This window comes from Ferrimonas marina (genome assembly GCF_900129905.1).
Taxonomy (GTDB): domain Bacteria; phylum Pseudomonadota; class Gammaproteobacteria; order Enterobacterales; family Shewanellaceae; genus Ferrimonas; species Ferrimonas marina.
Window position 1 is genome coordinate 295,318 of record NZ_FQXG01000001.1, and the last position, 15,226, is coordinate 310,543.

General features: G+C 60.9%; 15 protein-coding genes. 7 read left to right on the forward strand and 8 right to left on the reverse strand.

The window, feature by feature from the left end; genetic code table 11:
• Nucleotides 1-31 precede the first annotated feature (31 nt).
• The 4 genes from cydC to ald form a co-directional block, all read right to left on the reverse strand.
• Nucleotides 32-1,684, reverse strand: coding sequence for a heme ABC transporter ATP-binding protein/permease CydC (gene cydC, locus BUC04_RS01360; RefSeq protein WP_067654383.1), 1,653 nt, complete (start codon nucleotides 1,682-1,684; stop codon nucleotides 32-34).
• A complete protein-coding gene (gene cydD, locus BUC04_RS01365; RefSeq protein ID WP_067654385.1) occupies nucleotides 1,677-3,362 on the reverse strand; it encodes a heme ABC transporter permease/ATP-binding protein CydD in 1,686 nt (561 codons plus the stop codon). Before cydD ends, cydC begins: the two co-directional genes overlap by 8 nt.
• 56 nt (nucleotides 3,363-3,418) lie before the next feature.
• Nucleotides 3,419-4,378, reverse strand: a complete 960-nt coding sequence (gene trxB, locus BUC04_RS01370; protein WP_067654387.1) for a thioredoxin-disulfide reductase — start codon at nucleotides 4,376-4,378, stop codon at nucleotides 3,419-3,421.
• Nucleotides 4,379-4,485: 107 nt separating this feature from the next.
• Nucleotides 4,486-5,604, reverse strand: a complete 1,119-nt coding sequence (gene ald, locus BUC04_RS01375; protein WP_067654389.1) for an alanine dehydrogenase — start codon at nucleotides 5,602-5,604, stop codon at nucleotides 4,486-4,488.
• 180 nt (nucleotides 5,605-5,784) lie between these two features.
• On the opposite strand from ald, the gene lrp reads away from it, so the two are divergent.
• The 6 genes from lrp to BUC04_RS01405 all read left to right on the forward strand — a co-directional run bounded on the left by lrp (nucleotide 5,785) and on the right by BUC04_RS01405 (nucleotide 11,514).
• Nucleotides 5,785-6,288, forward strand: a complete 504-nt coding sequence (gene lrp, locus BUC04_RS01380) for a leucine-responsive transcriptional regulator Lrp (protein ID WP_067654391.1) — start codon at nucleotides 5,785-5,787, stop codon at nucleotides 6,286-6,288.
• Between the two features lie 151 nt (nucleotides 6,289-6,439).
• Nucleotides 6,440-8,842, forward strand: a complete 2,403-nt coding sequence (locus tag BUC04_RS01385; RefSeq protein WP_067654393.1) for a DNA translocase FtsK — start codon at nucleotides 6,440-6,442, stop codon at nucleotides 8,840-8,842.
• On the forward strand, nucleotides 8,842-9,438 hold the full coding sequence (lolA, locus tag BUC04_RS01390; RefSeq protein ID WP_067654395.1) for an outer membrane lipoprotein periplasmic chaperone LolA: 597 nt from the start codon (nucleotides 8,842-8,844) through the stop codon (nucleotides 9,436-9,438). The genes BUC04_RS01385 and lolA overlap by 1 nt, the downstream gene beginning before the upstream one ends.
• Nucleotides 9,435-10,763, forward strand: a complete 1,329-nt coding sequence (locus BUC04_RS01395; RefSeq protein WP_067654397.1) for a replication-associated recombination protein A — start codon at nucleotides 9,435-9,437, stop codon at nucleotides 10,761-10,763. The genes lolA and BUC04_RS01395 overlap by 4 nt, the downstream gene beginning before the upstream one ends.
• Complete coding sequence (gene crcB / locus BUC04_RS01400) at nucleotides 10,756-11,130, forward strand: fluoride efflux transporter CrcB (RefSeq protein ID WP_067654399.1); 375 nt, start codon at nucleotides 10,756-10,758, stop codon at nucleotides 11,128-11,130. Before BUC04_RS01395 ends, crcB begins: the two co-directional genes overlap by 8 nt.
• Nucleotides 11,131-11,295: 165 nt before the next feature.
• Nucleotides 11,296-11,514, forward strand: a complete 219-nt coding sequence (locus BUC04_RS01405) for a hypothetical protein (protein WP_067654401.1) — start codon at nucleotides 11,296-11,298, stop codon at nucleotides 11,512-11,514.
• Nucleotides 11,515-11,633: 119 nt separating this feature from the next.
• Here BUC04_RS01405 and BUC04_RS01410 read toward each other — a convergent pair whose 3' ends face one another.
• The 3 genes from BUC04_RS01410 to BUC04_RS01420 all read right to left on the reverse strand — a co-directional run bounded on the left by BUC04_RS01410 (nucleotide 11,634) and on the right by BUC04_RS01420 (nucleotide 12,645).
• Nucleotides 11,634-12,020: a hypothetical protein gene (locus BUC04_RS01410; protein ID WP_067654403.1), complete on the reverse strand. Its 387-nt coding sequence runs from the start codon at nucleotides 12,018-12,020 to the stop codon at nucleotides 11,634-11,636.
• 180 nt (nucleotides 12,021-12,200) lie between these two features.
• Nucleotides 12,201-12,416 (reverse strand): hypothetical protein, encoded by a 216-nt coding sequence (locus tag BUC04_RS01415; protein WP_067654405.1) that lies wholly within the window; start codon nucleotides 12,414-12,416, stop codon nucleotides 12,201-12,203.
• Nucleotides 12,391-12,645 (reverse strand): hypothetical protein, encoded by a 255-nt coding sequence (locus BUC04_RS01420; RefSeq protein WP_067654407.1) that lies wholly within the window; start codon nucleotides 12,643-12,645, stop codon nucleotides 12,391-12,393. The genes BUC04_RS01415 and BUC04_RS01420 overlap by 26 nt, the downstream gene beginning before the upstream one ends.
• Before the next feature lie 367 nt (nucleotides 12,646-13,012).
• Between BUC04_RS01420 and serS the strand changes: the two genes are divergently transcribed.
• Nucleotides 13,013-14,302 (forward strand): serine--tRNA ligase, encoded by a 1,290-nt coding sequence (gene serS / locus BUC04_RS01430; protein WP_067654411.1) that lies wholly within the window; start codon nucleotides 13,013-13,015, stop codon nucleotides 14,300-14,302.
• Between the two features lie 232 nt (nucleotides 14,303-14,534).
• On the opposite strand, the gene BUC04_RS01435 is transcribed toward serS, so the two are convergent.
• Nucleotides 14,535-14,873 carry a cytosolic protein gene (locus BUC04_RS01435; protein ID WP_067654413.1) on the reverse strand — a complete coding sequence of 113 codons (339 nt, stop codon included), beginning with the start codon at nucleotides 14,871-14,873 and terminating at the stop codon, nucleotides 14,535-14,537.
• Nucleotides 14,874-15,226: the final 353 nt, after the last annotated feature.

The window sequence follows — 15,226 nt, forward strand, 5'->3', positions numbered from 1 at the left end:
AAAGCGGCTTTAAAGCCGCTTTTTTTGTGGGTTATGCCGGACTGAGGCGTCCCGCTTCCATCTGGTAGACCCGGTCCATCTGCGCCAGTGCCGCCCGCTTGTGGGTGACGTAGAGCATGGCACGGCCGGTTTGCGCCATCAGGGCGGCGATCACCTCCTGTTCGGTGGCGTCGTCCAACCCTTCGGTGGGCTCATCCAGCAACACCAGATCGGCCGGGTGCAGCAAGGCACGGGCAATGCCCAAGCGGCGTCGTTCCCCGCCGGACAGCTGTCGGCCGCCTTCCCCCAGCCACTGGTTCAGGCCATCGCCCTTGAGCAGGGCGTCCAGTTTGACCTGTTGCAGCGCCCACACCAGCTGGCCATCGTCTGCCTCTGGCGCCGCCAGGCGCAGGTTGTTGGCCAGAGAGTCGTTAAAGACGTGAACCCGCTGGCTTACCAGGCAGAAGCGCTGACGCAGCTCCGAGGCCAGGAGGGTAGGCAAGGCGGCGCCGTTCCAGCTCAGGCTGCCTTGTTGTGGCTGGGCCTCACCGCAGATCAGCTGCAGCAGGGTGGATTTGCCGCAGCCGGTCTTACCTAGCAGGGCCACCTTTTCACCGGCCTGGATCTGCAAGCTGGTGCCGTTAAGCACTGAGTCCAGTGCACCGGGGTAGCGGTAGTGCACATCCTCGATATCCAGGGTGGACAGTGCCGGTACTGCAGCCTCGCCGTCGGCTTGCTCCGGCTTGGCCTGAAGGATCGGGTTGAGGCGACGTGCTGCGCCCAGGCAGTGGCTCAGGTGCTGGAAGGCGTTGGTCACCGGCGACAGGGCCTCAAAGCTGGCCAGGGTGGCAAAGGCCACCAGCGCCAGCAGCGGGCCGCTGTCGAGGCTGATCAGCTGGCTGGCCAGCACCAGCATCCCCAGCAGCAGCCAGCCGTTGAGGGTGACCATCAGGCCTTGGGAGAAGCCGGTCAGCGAGGCCATGCGGCCCTGCTGCTTCACCAGTTGCTGTTCGCGCTGACGGATCTCCTCGCGCTTTTGCGCCTCGGCATCAAACACCAGCAGCTCGGTTTGTCCCTCGATGTACTCCAGCAGCGACAATCGCAGCGCGCCCTGGGCCCGGCCCAGTTGCTCACCGGGCTGCTGACCCAGGCGATAGAACAGCGGTGGCAGCAACAGCAGCAGCGTCAGCAGCACCGCGGCCAGCACCAGCCCTAAGGTCGGATCGATGAAGTAGAACAGGGCGGAGACCATCAGGATCGCCAGTGCACCGGCCACCATGGGCGTGACTAAGCGCAGGTAGAGGTGATCCAGCGCATCGACGTCAGAGACCATGCGGTTGAGCAGATCGCCCTGACGCAGTCCTTGCAGCTGGGTCGGGGTGAGAGGCCCTAAGCGGCGGAAGAACCAGCTACGCAGGGTGGCCAGCAGGCGGAAGGTGGCGTCGTGACTAACCACCCGTTCGGCCCAGCGGGACACGGTACGGGTCAGGGAGAAGGCACGGACGCCGCCGGCGGGCATCATGTAGTTGAAATCGGCACTGCGGGCGATCACCAGGCCGGCCACCGCACTGGCGGCGATAAACCAGCCGGAGAGGGAGAGCAGGCCGATGCTGGCGATCAGGGTCAGCAGCGCCAGCAGGGTGCCAGCGCTGAGGCGGCCCCAGTGCTGACGGTACAGCTTGAGGAAGGGCAACAGATCACGCATGGTCGCGGTCCTCCATCGGCAGCAGGGTGATCACCTTGTCGCCTTGCTGTTGTTGCTGCTGGCGGTGGGTGATGGTGATGCAGCTACGGCCCTGGGCAAACTGGACCAGCGACTGCTGGACCCATTGCTCGCTCTGGCTGTCCAGGCTGGCGGTGGGCTCGTCCAACAGCAGCAGTGGCGCAGGCTTAAGCAGGGCACGGGCCAGAGCCAGGCGTTGGGCCTGACCGACCGACAGACCACCAGCGCCGTCCTGGATGCGATACTCCAGGGTGCCCGGCAGGCGGTCGACGAACTCACTGGCGTAGGCCTGTTGCAGCGCCTGGTTCAGTTGGGCATCGTCTGCGTCGGGCTTGGCCAGTTGCAGGTTGTCCCGCACCGTCCCCTCCACCAGCATCGGGTTTTGTCCCAGCCAGGTCAGGTGGGCCAGCCAGTGGCCGCGGGGCAGGGCGCTGAGCTCCTGGCCATTGACGCGGATGGAGCCGGAGTAGGGCAGCAGGCCCATCAGCGCCTGCATCAGTGAGGTCTTACCGCTGCCGGTGGCACCGGCCAGGACCAGATGCTCACCTGGGGCCAGGGTAAAGCTGACCGGGGCGCACAGCGGCACCCCCTCGGCGGAGAGCGCCTGGGCCTGCTCAACCTCCAGGGTCAGCTGCTTCCAGGGCTCTGAGCTTAAGGGCGCTTCGGCTTCCGGACGTTTCTGCTCCATCACCTTGCACAGGCCCTCGGCTGCACCCACAGCTTCCGCCTTGGCGTGGTAGTAGGTGCCAAGATCCCGAAACGGCTGGAAGAAGTCCGGAGCCAGCATCAGCACCAGCAAGCCGGAGAACAGTGAGACGCCGTAGCCGTAGTGACCAAAGTTGAGCTCACCGAGGTAGCTGAAGCCGAAGTAGACCGCGATCACCGCGATGGAGACCGAGGCGAAGAACTCCAGCACCGCGGAGGAGAGGAAGGCCATGCGCAGCACCTCCATGGTGCGGCGACGGAACTGATCGGTGGCGTGGTCCATCCGCTGGGCTTCGCTCTCCATCCGATCAAACAGGCGGATGGTGGCCAGCCCCTTGAGACGGTCAAGGAAGTGGCCGGACAGACGGGCCAGGGCGAGGAAGTTGCGCTTGTTGGCATCGGCGGCGCCCATCCCCACCACCACCATAAACAGCACGGTCAGTGGTGCGGTAACCACAAACACCACGGCGGCGGCCCAGTTGATTGGCAGCACCACCAGCAGGATGGTCAGCGGAATGAGCATTACCAGCCGGGTTTGTACAAGGTACTTGCTGTAGTACTCCTGTACCTGCTCGATCTGCTCCATCAGCAGGCTGGTCCAGGCGCCGCTGGCCTGCTGTTGCAGGTGGGCCGGACCCCGGTCGGCCAGACGGCTGAGGATCCCCTGGCGTAGGTGCTGACGTACCGCGGCACCGGCGCGGAAGCCACAGCGCTCCTTGAGCCAGAGTAGGGCACCGCGAAGGGGGAACAGCAGCGCCAGGGCCGTCAGGTGGGGGTAGAAATCGGAGAGGGGTTCTTGATCGATGATCTGGCCGTGCAACAGGCTGGCCAGGATCCAGGCCTGCAGGATCAGCAGCAGGGCGTTGCCATAGCCGGCCAACACCGCGGCGATGGCCCAGTGGCGACCCACGTGGGCGGCCTTTCGCAGCCAGTTAAGGCTTTGTTTTTCTGTCATTGGACTCACAGATGTAAAAACGGGGCCAGATGGCCCCGAGAGCTAGCAGTGTGCGATTAGGACTGGCCCAGCGCATCCAGGTAGCGTTCCGCATCCAGGGCGGCCATACAGCCGGTGCCTGCGGAGGTGATGGCCTGGCGGTAGATGTGGTCCATCACATCACCGGCGGCGAAGACGCCGGGTACCGAGGTCTGGGTGGCGTTGCCTTCGGTGCCGCTTTGCACCTTCAGGTAGCCGTCCTTCATCTCCAGCTGTTCCTTGAAGATGTCGGTGTTTGGGCTGTGGCCGATGGCGATAAATACGCCGTCTACCTTGAGCTCCTCAGTGGCATCGCTCTTGGTGTCCTTCAGACGGGCACCGGTAACGCCCATGGGATCGCCCAGCACTTCGTCCAGGGTGCGGTCAGTGTGCAGCACGATGTTGCCGTTCTCGACCTTGTCCATCAGGCGCTTCACCAGGATCTTCTCGGCGCGGAAGCTGTCGCGACGGTGCACCAGGTGAACCTCGGAGGCGATGTTGGAGAGGTACAGCGCCTCTTCCACGGCGGTGTTACCGCCGCCAACCACAGCCACAGGCTTGTTGCGGTAGAAGAAGCCGTCACAGGTGGCACAGGCGGACACGCCCTTGCCCTTGAACGCCTCTTCCGAGGGCAGGCCGATGTACTTTGCGCTGGCGCCGGTGGCGATGATCAGGGCGTCACAGGTGTACTCACCGCTGTCACCCTTGAGGCGGAACGGACGCTCGTTGAGGTCGACCTCGTTGATGTGATCAAACAGGATCTCGGTCTCAAACCGCTCTGCGTGGGCGTGCATACGCTCCATCAGGTTCGGGCCGGTCAGATCCTGGGCATCGCCAGGCCAGTTTTCCACTTCCGTGGTGGTGGTGAGCTGACCGCCCTGTTGCATCCCGGTCACCAGGACCGGATTGAGGTTGGCGCGGGCTGCATAAACAGCGGCGGTGTAGCCGGCCGGCCCAGACCCCAGGATCAACAGTTGGCAGTGTTTCACTTCGCTCATCAGTAACTCCGAGTTGTGCTATCGCGTAGCGGCGATTGTAAGGAAATAGGCGGGCAAAAGAAACGGGGGCTGCATGCCCCCGTTGACGGTAATTCCGATTGCCTCTATCAGGCTTTCACCAAGCCGTAGGGATCGTGGAAGGGGTAGTTGAGCGCTTCAGCAACCTCTTCGCAGGTGATCTTGCCGTCTATGACGTTCAGACCCTTCATCAGGTGGGCGTCATCCAGCAATGCCTGAGCGTAGCCTTTGTCTGCCAAAGCAATGATGTAGGGCAGGGTGGCGTTGTTGAGGGCAAAGGTGGAGGTACGCGGCACTGCGCCGGGCATGTTGGCCACGCAGTAATGCACCACGTCGTCTACCAGATAGACCGGGTCCTGGTGGGTGGTGGGCTTGGAGGTTTCTACACAACCACCCTGGTCGATGGCCACATCCACGATGGCAGCACCGGGCTTCATCTTGGCGATGTGCTCGCGGGTCACCAGCTTGGGCGCGGCAGCACCGGGGATCAGCACCCCGCCGATCACCAGATCCGCCTCCAGCACGTGACGCTCCAGCGCCTCTGCGGTGGAGTAGATCACCTTGGCGCGGTTCTCGAACTGGTTGTTCAGATCGCGCAGTACGTTAACGCTGCGATCCAGGATGGTGACATCGGCACCCATGCCAACGGCCATCAGGGCGGCGTTACGACCGACCATGCCACCGCCAATAACCACGACCTTGGCCGGCTCTACGCCAGGAACCCCACCGAGTAGCATGCCGCGGCCCTGGTTGGATTTTTCCAGTGCCTGGGCACCGGCCTGGATCGACATGCGACCGGCCACTTCAGACATGGGCGCCAGCAGCGGCAGGCCGCCACGGTGGTCGGTGACGGTCTCGTAGGCGATGCAGATGGCACCACTTTTAACCAAATCTTCGGTTTGCTCCGGGTCCGGGGCCAAATGCAGATAAGTGAACAAGATCTGGCCGGGGCGCAACATAGCACGCTCCACTGCCTGGGGCTCTTTCACCTTTACAATCATCTGCGACTGTTCGAACACAGCTTCGGCACTATCGAGGATGGATGCACCGGCATCAATGTAGTCTTGATCGCTGCAGCCAATTCCAATACCTGCTTGAGTTTGAACCAAAACTTGGTGACCGCGCTGGGTCAGCTCCCGTACACTGGCGGGCACCATGCCCACCCGGTACTCATGGTTCTTAATCTCTTTAGGTACCCCTATAATCATTGTTATCCCTGCCTTTACTCTGTGTTGTATCCCGATTGCGTAGGTGTAAACACACGCACGAAGTTTTGCTTGGCATCAGCCACAAAATTAGTATATTCTGCGACTGGGAGCATTTCCCTCACTTTATTTGGGTGCAAATGGAAGAAAATCCCGCTAAAGACGGGAATAAAGGAAGTAAACATGGCATATAACAAGAAAAAGCCGCTTAAAGAACTTGATCGGATCGACCGGAACATCCTGAATGAACTGCAGCGTGACGGCCGTATTTCCAACGTTGAGCTCTCTAAGCGGGTTGGTCTGAGCCCCACTCCTTGTTTAGAACGTGTTAAGCGTTTGGAGCGTCAAGGCTTTATTCTCGGCTACACCGCTCAGGTGAACCCCCATTACCTGGGTGCCTCGCTGCTGGTTTACGTTGAGATCTCTCTCAACCGCGACTCACCGGACGTGTTCGATGAGTTCAACCGCGCGGTGATGGAGCTGGAAGACGTCCAAGAGTGTCATCTGGTTTCCGGTGATTTCGATTACCTGCTCAAGACCCGGGTGAGCGACATGACGGCCTACCGTCGTCTGCTGTCCGAAACCCTGCTGAAGCTGCCCTCTGTAAAAGACACCCGCACCTACGTGGTGATGGAAGAAGTCAAACAGACCAGCCGTGTGCAGATCGCCTCGCCTGTCGTGGCCTAAAACCCGACCTGCGAGAACAAAAGGTGCCCAAGTGGCGCCTTTTTTGTTGCCTAAACGCCGCCAGCGGGCTGCGAGCGATGCAAGGACTTGAGGACTTTGCTAAGGTAGCCGCATATAACAATTGTAATTTGCTCAGCTATTTGGGGTTCGCTTGTCCAAGACCAAACTTGACCCGCTGTCAGGTTGGCAACGGCTGCTCGAGGGCGGCTTGATCCTGACCACCTTGACCGCACTCTTCACCCTCTTTGCCATTGCTACTTACCATCCTGCGGATCCCGGCTGGAGCCAGGTGGCGTTCGACGGCGAGGTTCGCAACGCCATGGGCATGGTGGGCGCCTGGCTGGCCGACGTGCTGCTGTTTGTCTTCGGCGTCACCGCCTACCTGATCCCTATCGTGGTGGCCCTGGTGGGCTGGCTGGCCTTTCACCAGGCCTACCACCTGGACGAGCTGGATTACTTCTCCATCGGACTGCGCCTGATCGGCTTTCTGATCACCTTCCTCAGCCTGTCGACCCTGGCGTCGATGAACGCCGATGACATCCACTACTTCTCCGCCGGTGGCGTTATCGGTGACGTGATGGCCTCGGCGATGCTGCCGATCTTCAACTTCATCGGCACCACCCTGATCCTGCTTTGCTTTATCGCCGCTGGTTTTACCCTGATGACCGGCATCAGCTGGATCTCCCTGGCAGAGTGGCTGGGGGCTGGCATCGTCGCCATCGGTCAATGGCTTTGGGCACTGCCCAAGCGCGAGCGCCCCCAGGCCAGCGAAGACACCCAGGGCTTTATGGCGGTGGCAGAGCGGTTCAAGGGGCCGCAGCCGGCGCTGGAGGCCGCATCCCTGCCGGAGCCCTCGGTGGATCTCACTGCCAGCCGTATCGAGCCTGAGCTGGTGGCGGACCTGCCTTCCGAGCCGGAACCGCTGCCGGAGGCCTCGGTAACCCCGCCATGGCAATCCGATGAGCCGGAAGACGCCAACGAGCTGGAGCCCTACCTGGAGACTGCGCTGAAGAAGGAGCGTCGTCAAAAAGGGCTGCCAGAGGATCTGCCGGTGGCCGTGCCCACCGCGCCGATGCCGACCCTGGAGCTGCTCGATCGCCCCAACAAATCGCAAAACCCCATCTCCCGTGAGGAGCTCGATGGCATCGCCCGCTTGGTGGAGGCCAAGCTGCTGGACTTCAACATCCAGGCCACCGTGGTGGATGTTCACCCGGGCCCGGTGATCACCCGCTTTGAGCTGGACCTGGCTCCGGGGGTTAAGGTCTCCAAGATCACCAACCTGGCCAAGGACCTGGCCCGGGCACTGTCCGCCGTGTCGGTGCGGGTGGTGGAGGTGATCCCCGGGAAGTCGGTAATCGGCCTGGAACTGCCCAACAAACACCGGGAGATCGTTTACCTGCGTGACGTGTTGGGCTCGCCTAACTTTGAATCCTCCGCCTCTCAGCTGACCATGGTGCTGGGCCAGGATATCTCCGGTCAGGCGGTGGTGGTGGACCTGGCCAAGATGCCACACCTGTTGGTGGCCGGTACCACCGGCTCCGGTAAGTCTGTGGGGGTCAACGTGATGATCCTCAGCCTGCTGTACAAGTCCACGCCGGAAGATGTGCGCCTGATCATGATCGACCCCAAGATGTTGGAGCTGTCGGTCTACGAGGGGATCCCGCACCTGCTGTGTGAGGTGGTTACCGATATGAAGGAGGCCTCCAACGCCCTGCGCTGGTGTGTGGGTGAGATGGAGCGCCGCTACAAGCTGATGTCTGCCCTGGGGGTACGTAACCTCAAGGGCTACAACGCCAAGGTGACCGAGGCGATCGAGCGGGGCGAGCCCATCACCGATCCCTTCTGGCAGCCGGAGCAGTCGATGGAAACCGAAGCGCCGGTACTGGAGAAGCTGCCCTCCATCGTGGTAGTGGTGGACGAATTTGCCGACATGATGATGATCGTCGGTAAGAAGGTCGAGGAGCTGATCGCCCGTATAGCCCAGAAGGCGCGGGCCGCAGGGATCCACCTGATCCTGGCCACCCAGCGTCCGTCAGTGGATGTGATCACCGGCCTGATTAAGGCCAACATTCCTACCCGGATGGCGTTCCAGGTTTCCAGCCGCGTCGACTCCCGCACCATCCTGGATCAGCAGGGCGCCGAGCAACTGTTGGGGCAGGGCGACATGCTCTACCTGCCGCCGGGTACCGGTGTGCCTATCCGTGTCCATGGTGCCTTCGTGGACGATCACGAGGTGCACAAGGTGGTGGCGGATTGGAGCGCCCGAGCTAAACCCCAGTACGTGGATGAGATCCTCTCCGGTGAGAGCGCCGGTGAGGTTGTGCTGCTGCCTGGCGAGGCGGCCGATAGCGACACTGAGAAGGACGCCCTCTATGATGAAGCGGTGGCCTTTGTGTTGGAGTCACGTCGCGCTTCCATCTCCAGCGTGCAGCGCAAACTGAAGATTGGCTACAACCGCGCTGCCCGTCTGGTCGAACAGATGGAGCACAGCGGGCTGGTGAGCCCGCCGGGCCACAATGGCAACCGAGAAGTATTGGTACCAGGACAAGATTGATGAACAAACCCTTTTACGCAGCTGCCCTGATGGGGCTGGCTGCCATGCCGCTGACCGCCAATGAGGCGGATGCGCTACAACAGCGCCTGGCCGCCTTAAGCCAGTTCAGCGCCGAGTTCGAACAGCAGGCCTTCGATTTTGATGGCCAGCTGGTACAGGAAAGTCAGGGCCTGATCGCCCTGCAGGCGCCGCTGCGTTTTGCCTGGGAGCAAAGCGAGCCGGAGCCGCTGACCCTGGTCTCCGACGGCGAGGCGGTCTGGTACTTTGATCCCTTCGTTGAGCAGGTCACCGTCACCCCGGTAGAGCAGGCACTGGCCCAAACCCCGCTGGCGCTGATCTCCAGTCAGGACAGCGCGCTGTGGGCCCAATGGCAGGTCAGCAAGGTCGATGGTTGCTACCAGCTGGTGCAGAAGGAGCAGCCGGAGATCACCATGGGGATCTGCTTCTCCGGTGAGGCCATTGAATCCCTGACCCTGACCGATGCCCAGGGCACCAAGACGGTGATGTCTTTGAAGGCGTTCAGCGACCAGCCCGTGGCCGCGGAGCGCTTTGTGTTTGAACCCGCCGACGGCGTCTTTATCGACGATCAGCGATGAGCAGCCTGACCCTGGACTTTGCCCCGGACTTTCGCCCCTTGGCGGCCCGGATGCGGCCGCGCACCGTGGCGGAGTACATCGGCCAGGATCATCTGCTGGGGGAGGGCAAGCCGCTGCGCCAGGCACTGGAGGCAGGCCGTGCCCACTCCATGCTGCTGTGGGGCCCGCCGGGCACCGGCAAGACCACCCTGGCGGAGCTGGTGGCCAGCCACTGTAACGCCCACGTTGAACGCATCAGTGCGGTCACCTCCGGGGTGAAGGAGATCCGCGCTGCCATCGAGAAGGCCAAGCAGGTGGCGCAAAGCCACGGACGACAGACCCTGCTGTTTGTCGACGAGGTGCACCGCTTCAACAAGTCGCAGCAGGACGCCTTTCTGCCCCACATCGAGGATGGCACCGTCATCTTTATCGGCGCTACCACCGAGAATCCCTCGTTCGAGGTCAACAACGCGCTGCTCTCCCGCGCCCGGGTTCACCTGATCAAGAAGCTTGATGACGAGGCGATCCAGCAGATCCTGTTCCAGGCCCTCAACGATAAGGAGCGGGGACTGGGAGAGCGTGATCTGACCCTGCCCAACGAGGTGGCCGAGGCGCTGGCACGTCAGGTGGACGGCGATGCCCGCCGCGCATTAAACCTGCTCGAGCTAATGGCGGAGCTGGTAGGCGAGGGCACCTTGACCCTGGCCCACCTGACCGAGGTGGCCGGGGTACCGGTGGCCCAGTTCGACAACAAAGGCGACAAATTTTACGACCTCATTTCTGCAGTGCATAAGTCGGTACGCGGCAGCGACCCCGACGCGGCACTTTACTGGTATGCCCGTATCCTGGAAGGCGGTGGCGACCCTCTCTATGTGGCTCGTCGTGCCTTAGCCATCGCCTCGGAGGATGTGGGCAACGCCGATCCTCGGGCGATGGAGGTGGCGCTCAATGCCTGGGACTGCTTCCACCGGGTTGGCCCCGCAGAAGGGGAGCGGGCCATCGCCCAGGCACTGGTTTACCTCGCCTGTGCACCAAAGAGCAATGCGGTCTATGTGGCCTTCAAGGCCGCACGGGCGTTAGCCCGGACCACCCCGGATCAGGAGGTGCCGGTGCACCTGCGCAATGCCCCTACCGCCTTGCTCAAGGAGATGGGCCACGGCGCCGAGTACCGCTACGCCCACGACGAGCCAGGTGCCTTTGCCGCTGGCGAGTGCTACCTGCCGGAGGCGCTCAAGGACACCCGGCTCTACCATCCCACCGAGCGGGGCCTGGAGAAGAAGATCTCCGACAAGCTTGAACAGCTGCAGCGGATGAACCAGCAAAGCGGGAAGCGTCGCTATGATTGAGTTCCTGGCGGTGGCCCTAGGCGGCGCGCTGGGCGCCATGCTGCGCTACGCTACCTCCTTGCTGGCCCTGAAGTGGTTCGGTGCCGGCTTCCCCATCGCCACCTTGATGGTTAACTGCGCCGGCAGCTTTGCCATGGGCGCGCTCTATACCCTCAGCCTGGCGGTGACCGTCTCACCGCTGTGGAAAGGGCTGATTGGCGTGGGCTTCCTTGGCGCACTGACCACCTTCTCCACCTTCTCCAACGAGACCCTGCTGCTGATGCAGGAGGGACTGCACTGGAAGGCGCTGCTTAACGTCCTGCTCAATGTCGGCCTCTGCCTGTTCATGGTTTACCTAGGCCAGCAATGGATGGCGTCACAGCAGTAGACTGAACGTTAACTGTACCTTAACTCACCATTAACTGGCCTCGGCCTGCCCGCATCGGCATAGTAGGCCTCAACAGGGCAGGGTTGAATCGTCACCTTAGGGGTGACCAGCGACGGGCAGCAGCAGGGCGAGGGGATTGACCTGGGCACTCGGTGAGAGGGTGACATGTTCAAGATTACGGTATTGTGGATGGCAGTCAGTGTGATGACGGTACTGGCGGTGGTGGTCGGCGCCGGTGGGCCGCTGGATGACTGGAGCATCATGGCAGTGGTGCTGGGCACTATTTTGGCGCTGGGTACCCCGCTGATCGCCGCCTTCGACTGGCTGTGTGAACGGGCGCTGAAGCTGGGTGAGCCCACCCCAGAACATCAACGGCCGTTCTAACCTGACGGATAAGCCAAAGCCCCAGTCCTACGCTGGGGCTTTTTTGTGCCGCTTGGGCAAGGTGATGGCCAATTATGGCGCCGCCCTGGCTTTGGTGTTGGCCTGCCGGTGGGTTTCACTCAGGTACCCTCTAGAAACCGGCCGTACCGTCGGGTAAATGCCTGAGTACGGCTTTGTTCGACCGCGTGCCATTCGGCAGCGCGCTCGCGCATGAACAGGCCGACCACCACCAATGTGGCACCCACTCCCAGGCTGAACAGGCCAATGGCATCACTCAGCAACGAGATAACCAGCGTAATGGCACCTATCCAAAACAGCAGAGTGTGGTCTTCACTGGGTTGGTCCATGCCATGGGGATTCGGAGCCAGGGCTTGAGCGGCAAACTCGACAGCCCCCGGGTGTAGGGGATGACTTAGCTGAACAAACGGCATGGCGCCGTCCGGGATCAGATGGTTGTTGCACGGCTTATTAAGGCCGGTCATGTGGCACAGTGTCTCTGGGTACATGCTTTTCTCCTCTGTCCATTGAGCCTGCTGAGGGACTTTTCATAGGGCTCGGTTTCTCTGGGGTGTGAGCGCAAGGCTTTAGCCAGCTCACTACCCCCAGTCAGGTGGGCGGTGAGTGCACGGCTGCCGTCGTTGAGCCCTTCCTAATAGTGGGAGGGCTCACGCATTTTCGGTGGCCTGTTACTCACCGGAATCACTGTCTTGCTCCTCCGTTTGCCTTGCCATTTTGTGCCATGCCGCATTGGCCTGCGCACGGCGATAGATCTTGGCGCGTAAGCGCGCTCTGTCGGTGTGATAGCCAAACTTATGCAGGTGCGCGTAGGTGACATCCACGGCGGCCTCAAGCACTTGCTCACTGCTGATGTTGTCTTCAGGGGTTGGGATGGGTGTTGGCATTCTGGTTTCCTGTTGTGGGTAGTGGGAAGGCCGGCTCATCTTCAATGTCTTCGCTGCTGTATTCCGTGTGGCAAATCGCCATCGTTAACATCCAGCCGACGATGGGGGTCGACATCATGCTGATGCAGAAAAATCGGATACCCGATTGCCCGTTGTACCGTGCGTAGAGACCGGCGAGCAGGGACAGGGATAACCAAAGCCCCAGCAGGATTGGCAAAGATTTAGGCATTACGTGCTTCCAGGTTTGGTTTAATTTCAACTTGGAGCGCATCTAAAGGGATCTGATTCTCGTCTGCACTGAATTTCAGAAATGCCTTTTTGCCTCATCGCATTGTGCGGCTTTGGCGACGGTCAGACCCAAATAGCCCACCAGGACCCGATGCAGTGCGGCTCTCATTAGTTGGGGTGGGGCAGTTTCTATCCGGATGAGGAAGAGCAACAGGGTGAGAGGTATCACAAAACTAGGCTTGGTAAGTCGATGCAGGCGGATGTATTCACTGCGGCCTCTCTGATACACTGACTGCTCTGCCATCTCAACAGCCTCCAATCAGCGCAAATCGTTGATGTACGGGGCTCAAACTATAAAACTGAGCGATATGTTAGACAGCAAATTCCTGCGCGCCGAGTTGGCGCAAACCGCTGAACGTCTGGCCACCCGTGGCTTTATCCTGGATGTCACCCGCCTGACCGAGCTGGAGGAGCGCCGTAAGTCGCTTCAGGTGGAAACCGAGCGTTTGCAGGCAGAGCGTAACAGTCGCTCCAAGTCCATCGGCCAGGCCAAGGGCCGTGGCGAAGACATCGCGCCGCTGCTGGCCGAGGTGTCCCAGTTGGGTGAACAGCTTGATGCCAAAAAGGTCGAGCTGGCCAGCCTGCTGACCGAGCTGGACGACATTGCCGCCAGCGTGCCGAACCTGCCGCACGAATCTGTGCCGGCCGGTGCCGACGAAGACGAGAACGTGGAAGTGGCCCGTTGGGGTGAGCCGCGTCAGTTCGACTTCGAGGTAAAGGACCACGTTGACCTGGGCGAAGGCATGAACGGCGTGGATTTCGCCGTGGCAGCCAAGCTGTCCGGCTCCCGCTTCGTAGTGATGCGTGGCGAGGTAGCCCGCCTGCACCGTGCCCTGGCTCAGTTCATGCTGGACCTGCACACCACCGAGCACGGCTACAGCGAGATGTACGTGCCTTACCTGGTGAACCCGGACAGCCTGTTCGGTACCGGTCAGCTGCCTAAGTTTGGTGAAGACCTGTTCCACACCCAGCCGCTGTCCGAAGACAGCGACCGTAAGCTGTCGCTGATCCCCACCGCTGAGGTGCCGCTGACCAACTTCGCCCGTGACGAGATCCTGGACGAAGCCGACCTGCCGGTGAAGATGACCGCCCACACCCCGTGCTTCCGCTCCGAGGCTGGCTCCTCCGGTCGTGATACCCGCGGCCTGATCCGTCAGCACCAGTTCGACAAGGTAGAGCTGGTTCAACTGGTGAAGCCGGAAGACTCCATGGCGGCTTTGGAAGAGCTGACCGGCCACGCCGAGAAGGTACTGCAGCTGCTGAACCTGCCTTACCGTAAGGTGGTGCTGTGCACCGGCGACATGGGCTTTGGCGCTACCAAGACCTACGATCTGGAGGTCTGGGTACCGAGCCAGGAGAAGTACCGTGAGATCTCCTCCTGCTCCAACGTGGGCGATTTCCAGGCCCGTCGCATGAAGGCCCGTTTCCGCCGTGCTGGCGAGAAGAAGCCGGAGCTGCTGCACACCCTGAACGGTTCTGGCCTGGCCGTGGGCCGTACCCTGGTGGCTATCCTGGAGAACTACCAGGAAGCCGATGGCCGCGTTGCCATCCCGGAAGCGCTGCAGCCCTACATGGCAGGCAAGACCCACATCGGGTAATCGCTATTGATAGAGAAAAGGCCGGCATTGCTGGCCTTTTTTGTGCCCATTGATCAGGGGACAGGTTGGATTCGGCTCTTTCGGAAGTGTGTTGAGTGATGAGTTAGAGCTGGCTCAATTCATATGAAAGGTGTCAACAGAAGGCACTGGGTTCTGGGAACGCTGGGCTGTTAGGAGCTAGGTGAGATCAAGAGCGGATGGCTGCCTCGAGCCATATAGCTTCGGTTACTTCTTAATCCATCCGAGTAATAAAAGTCTGCTCGTCATCCACAAAAGCCACATAGCCGCCGTGATAGATAAACACCCGACCTCGTCCTTCTACCAGACACGCTAGCTGCGGGTACAGGTCTTCCTCTATCGCCGGGCTTTGGTAAGTGCCAGTATCCGTCACCCGGCCGGTAAATTTTGGTAGGTGCCCATAAGCGCGCTTAGCCTGATCAATCAGGCTTAGCTCACTGTCAGCCGAAAAGTAAGTCGGTATAACCCCGGCGTCTTCAATGAACATGGTCTTTAGCTCTTCATAGGCGGTAATCACCAGCCAGTCGATGCCGTTAACAGGGTGGATATACATAAGGTTCTCGATGGTTCAGAAGCCGAGATTGTATCATTTGCTGGCCAGAGCGCTGAGGGTAGTTTAGCTAGCAAGTGGAGCGCCTCTGGGTCATGTGCTGTCGGTGGTTTCCTTTGCGGCCAGTAGAAGGTGCTGGGTGCTAAGGATGCTGGGCTTATAGGTGCCAAGAGAGCGCAAGCGCGGATGGCTGCTTCGGCGCCAAAAGCGGCCATTCGAGTCCGTAAACAGATTTAATCCACTTTGATGCATTGGTTCACCTTGAACACTGGACCCTTAAACCGCTATAGATGAACAAAGACCTGAACGATCTTCGATCACAACTTAAAAGGTAAACTAGTCTCCACGTCACAATT

Excerpts from the sequence above, each read along its gene's own strand:
- cydC (WP_067654383.1), bottom strand. The coding sequence starts at position 1,684 with ATGCGTGATCTGTTGCCCTTCCTCAAGCTGTACCGTCAGCACTGGGGC.
- cydD (WP_067654385.1), bottom strand. The coding sequence starts at position 3,362 with ATGACAGAAAAACAAAGCCTTAACTGGCTGCGAAAGGCCGCCCACGTG.
- trxB (WP_067654387.1), bottom strand. The coding sequence starts at position 4,378 with ATGAGCGAAGTGAAACACTGCCAACTGTTGATCCTGGGGTCTGGGCCG.
- ald (WP_067654389.1), bottom strand. The coding sequence starts at position 5,604 with ATGATTATAGGGGTACCTAAAGAGATTAAGAACCATGAGTACCGGGTG.
- lrp (WP_067654391.1), top strand. The coding sequence starts at position 5,785 with ATGGCATATAACAAGAAAAAGCCGCTTAAAGAACTTGATCGGATCGAC.
- lolA (WP_067654395.1), top strand. The coding sequence starts at position 8,842 with ATGAACAAACCCTTTTACGCAGCTGCCCTGATGGGGCTGGCTGCCATG.
- BUC04_RS01395 (WP_067654397.1), top strand. The coding sequence starts at position 9,435 with ATGAGCAGCCTGACCCTGGACTTTGCCCCGGACTTTCGCCCCTTGGCG.
- crcB (WP_067654399.1), top strand. The coding sequence starts at position 10,756 with ATGATTGAGTTCCTGGCGGTGGCCCTAGGCGGCGCGCTGGGCGCCATG.
- BUC04_RS01405 (WP_067654401.1), top strand. The coding sequence starts at position 11,296 with ATGTTCAAGATTACGGTATTGTGGATGGCAGTCAGTGTGATGACGGTA.
- BUC04_RS01410 (WP_067654403.1), bottom strand. The coding sequence starts at position 12,020 with ATGTACCCAGAGACACTGTGCCACATGACCGGCCTTAATAAGCCGTGC.
- BUC04_RS01415 (WP_067654405.1), bottom strand. The coding sequence starts at position 12,416 with ATGCCAACACCCATCCCAACCCCTGAAGACAACATCAGCAGTGAGCAA.
- BUC04_RS01420 (WP_067654407.1), bottom strand. The coding sequence starts at position 12,645 with ATGCCTAAATCTTTGCCAATCCTGCTGGGGCTTTGGTTATCCCTGTCC.
- serS (WP_067654411.1), top strand. The coding sequence starts at position 13,013 with ATGTTAGACAGCAAATTCCTGCGCGCCGAGTTGGCGCAAACCGCTGAA.
- BUC04_RS01435 (WP_067654413.1), bottom strand. The coding sequence starts at position 14,873 with ATGTATATCCACCCTGTTAACGGCATCGACTGGCTGGTGATTACCGCC.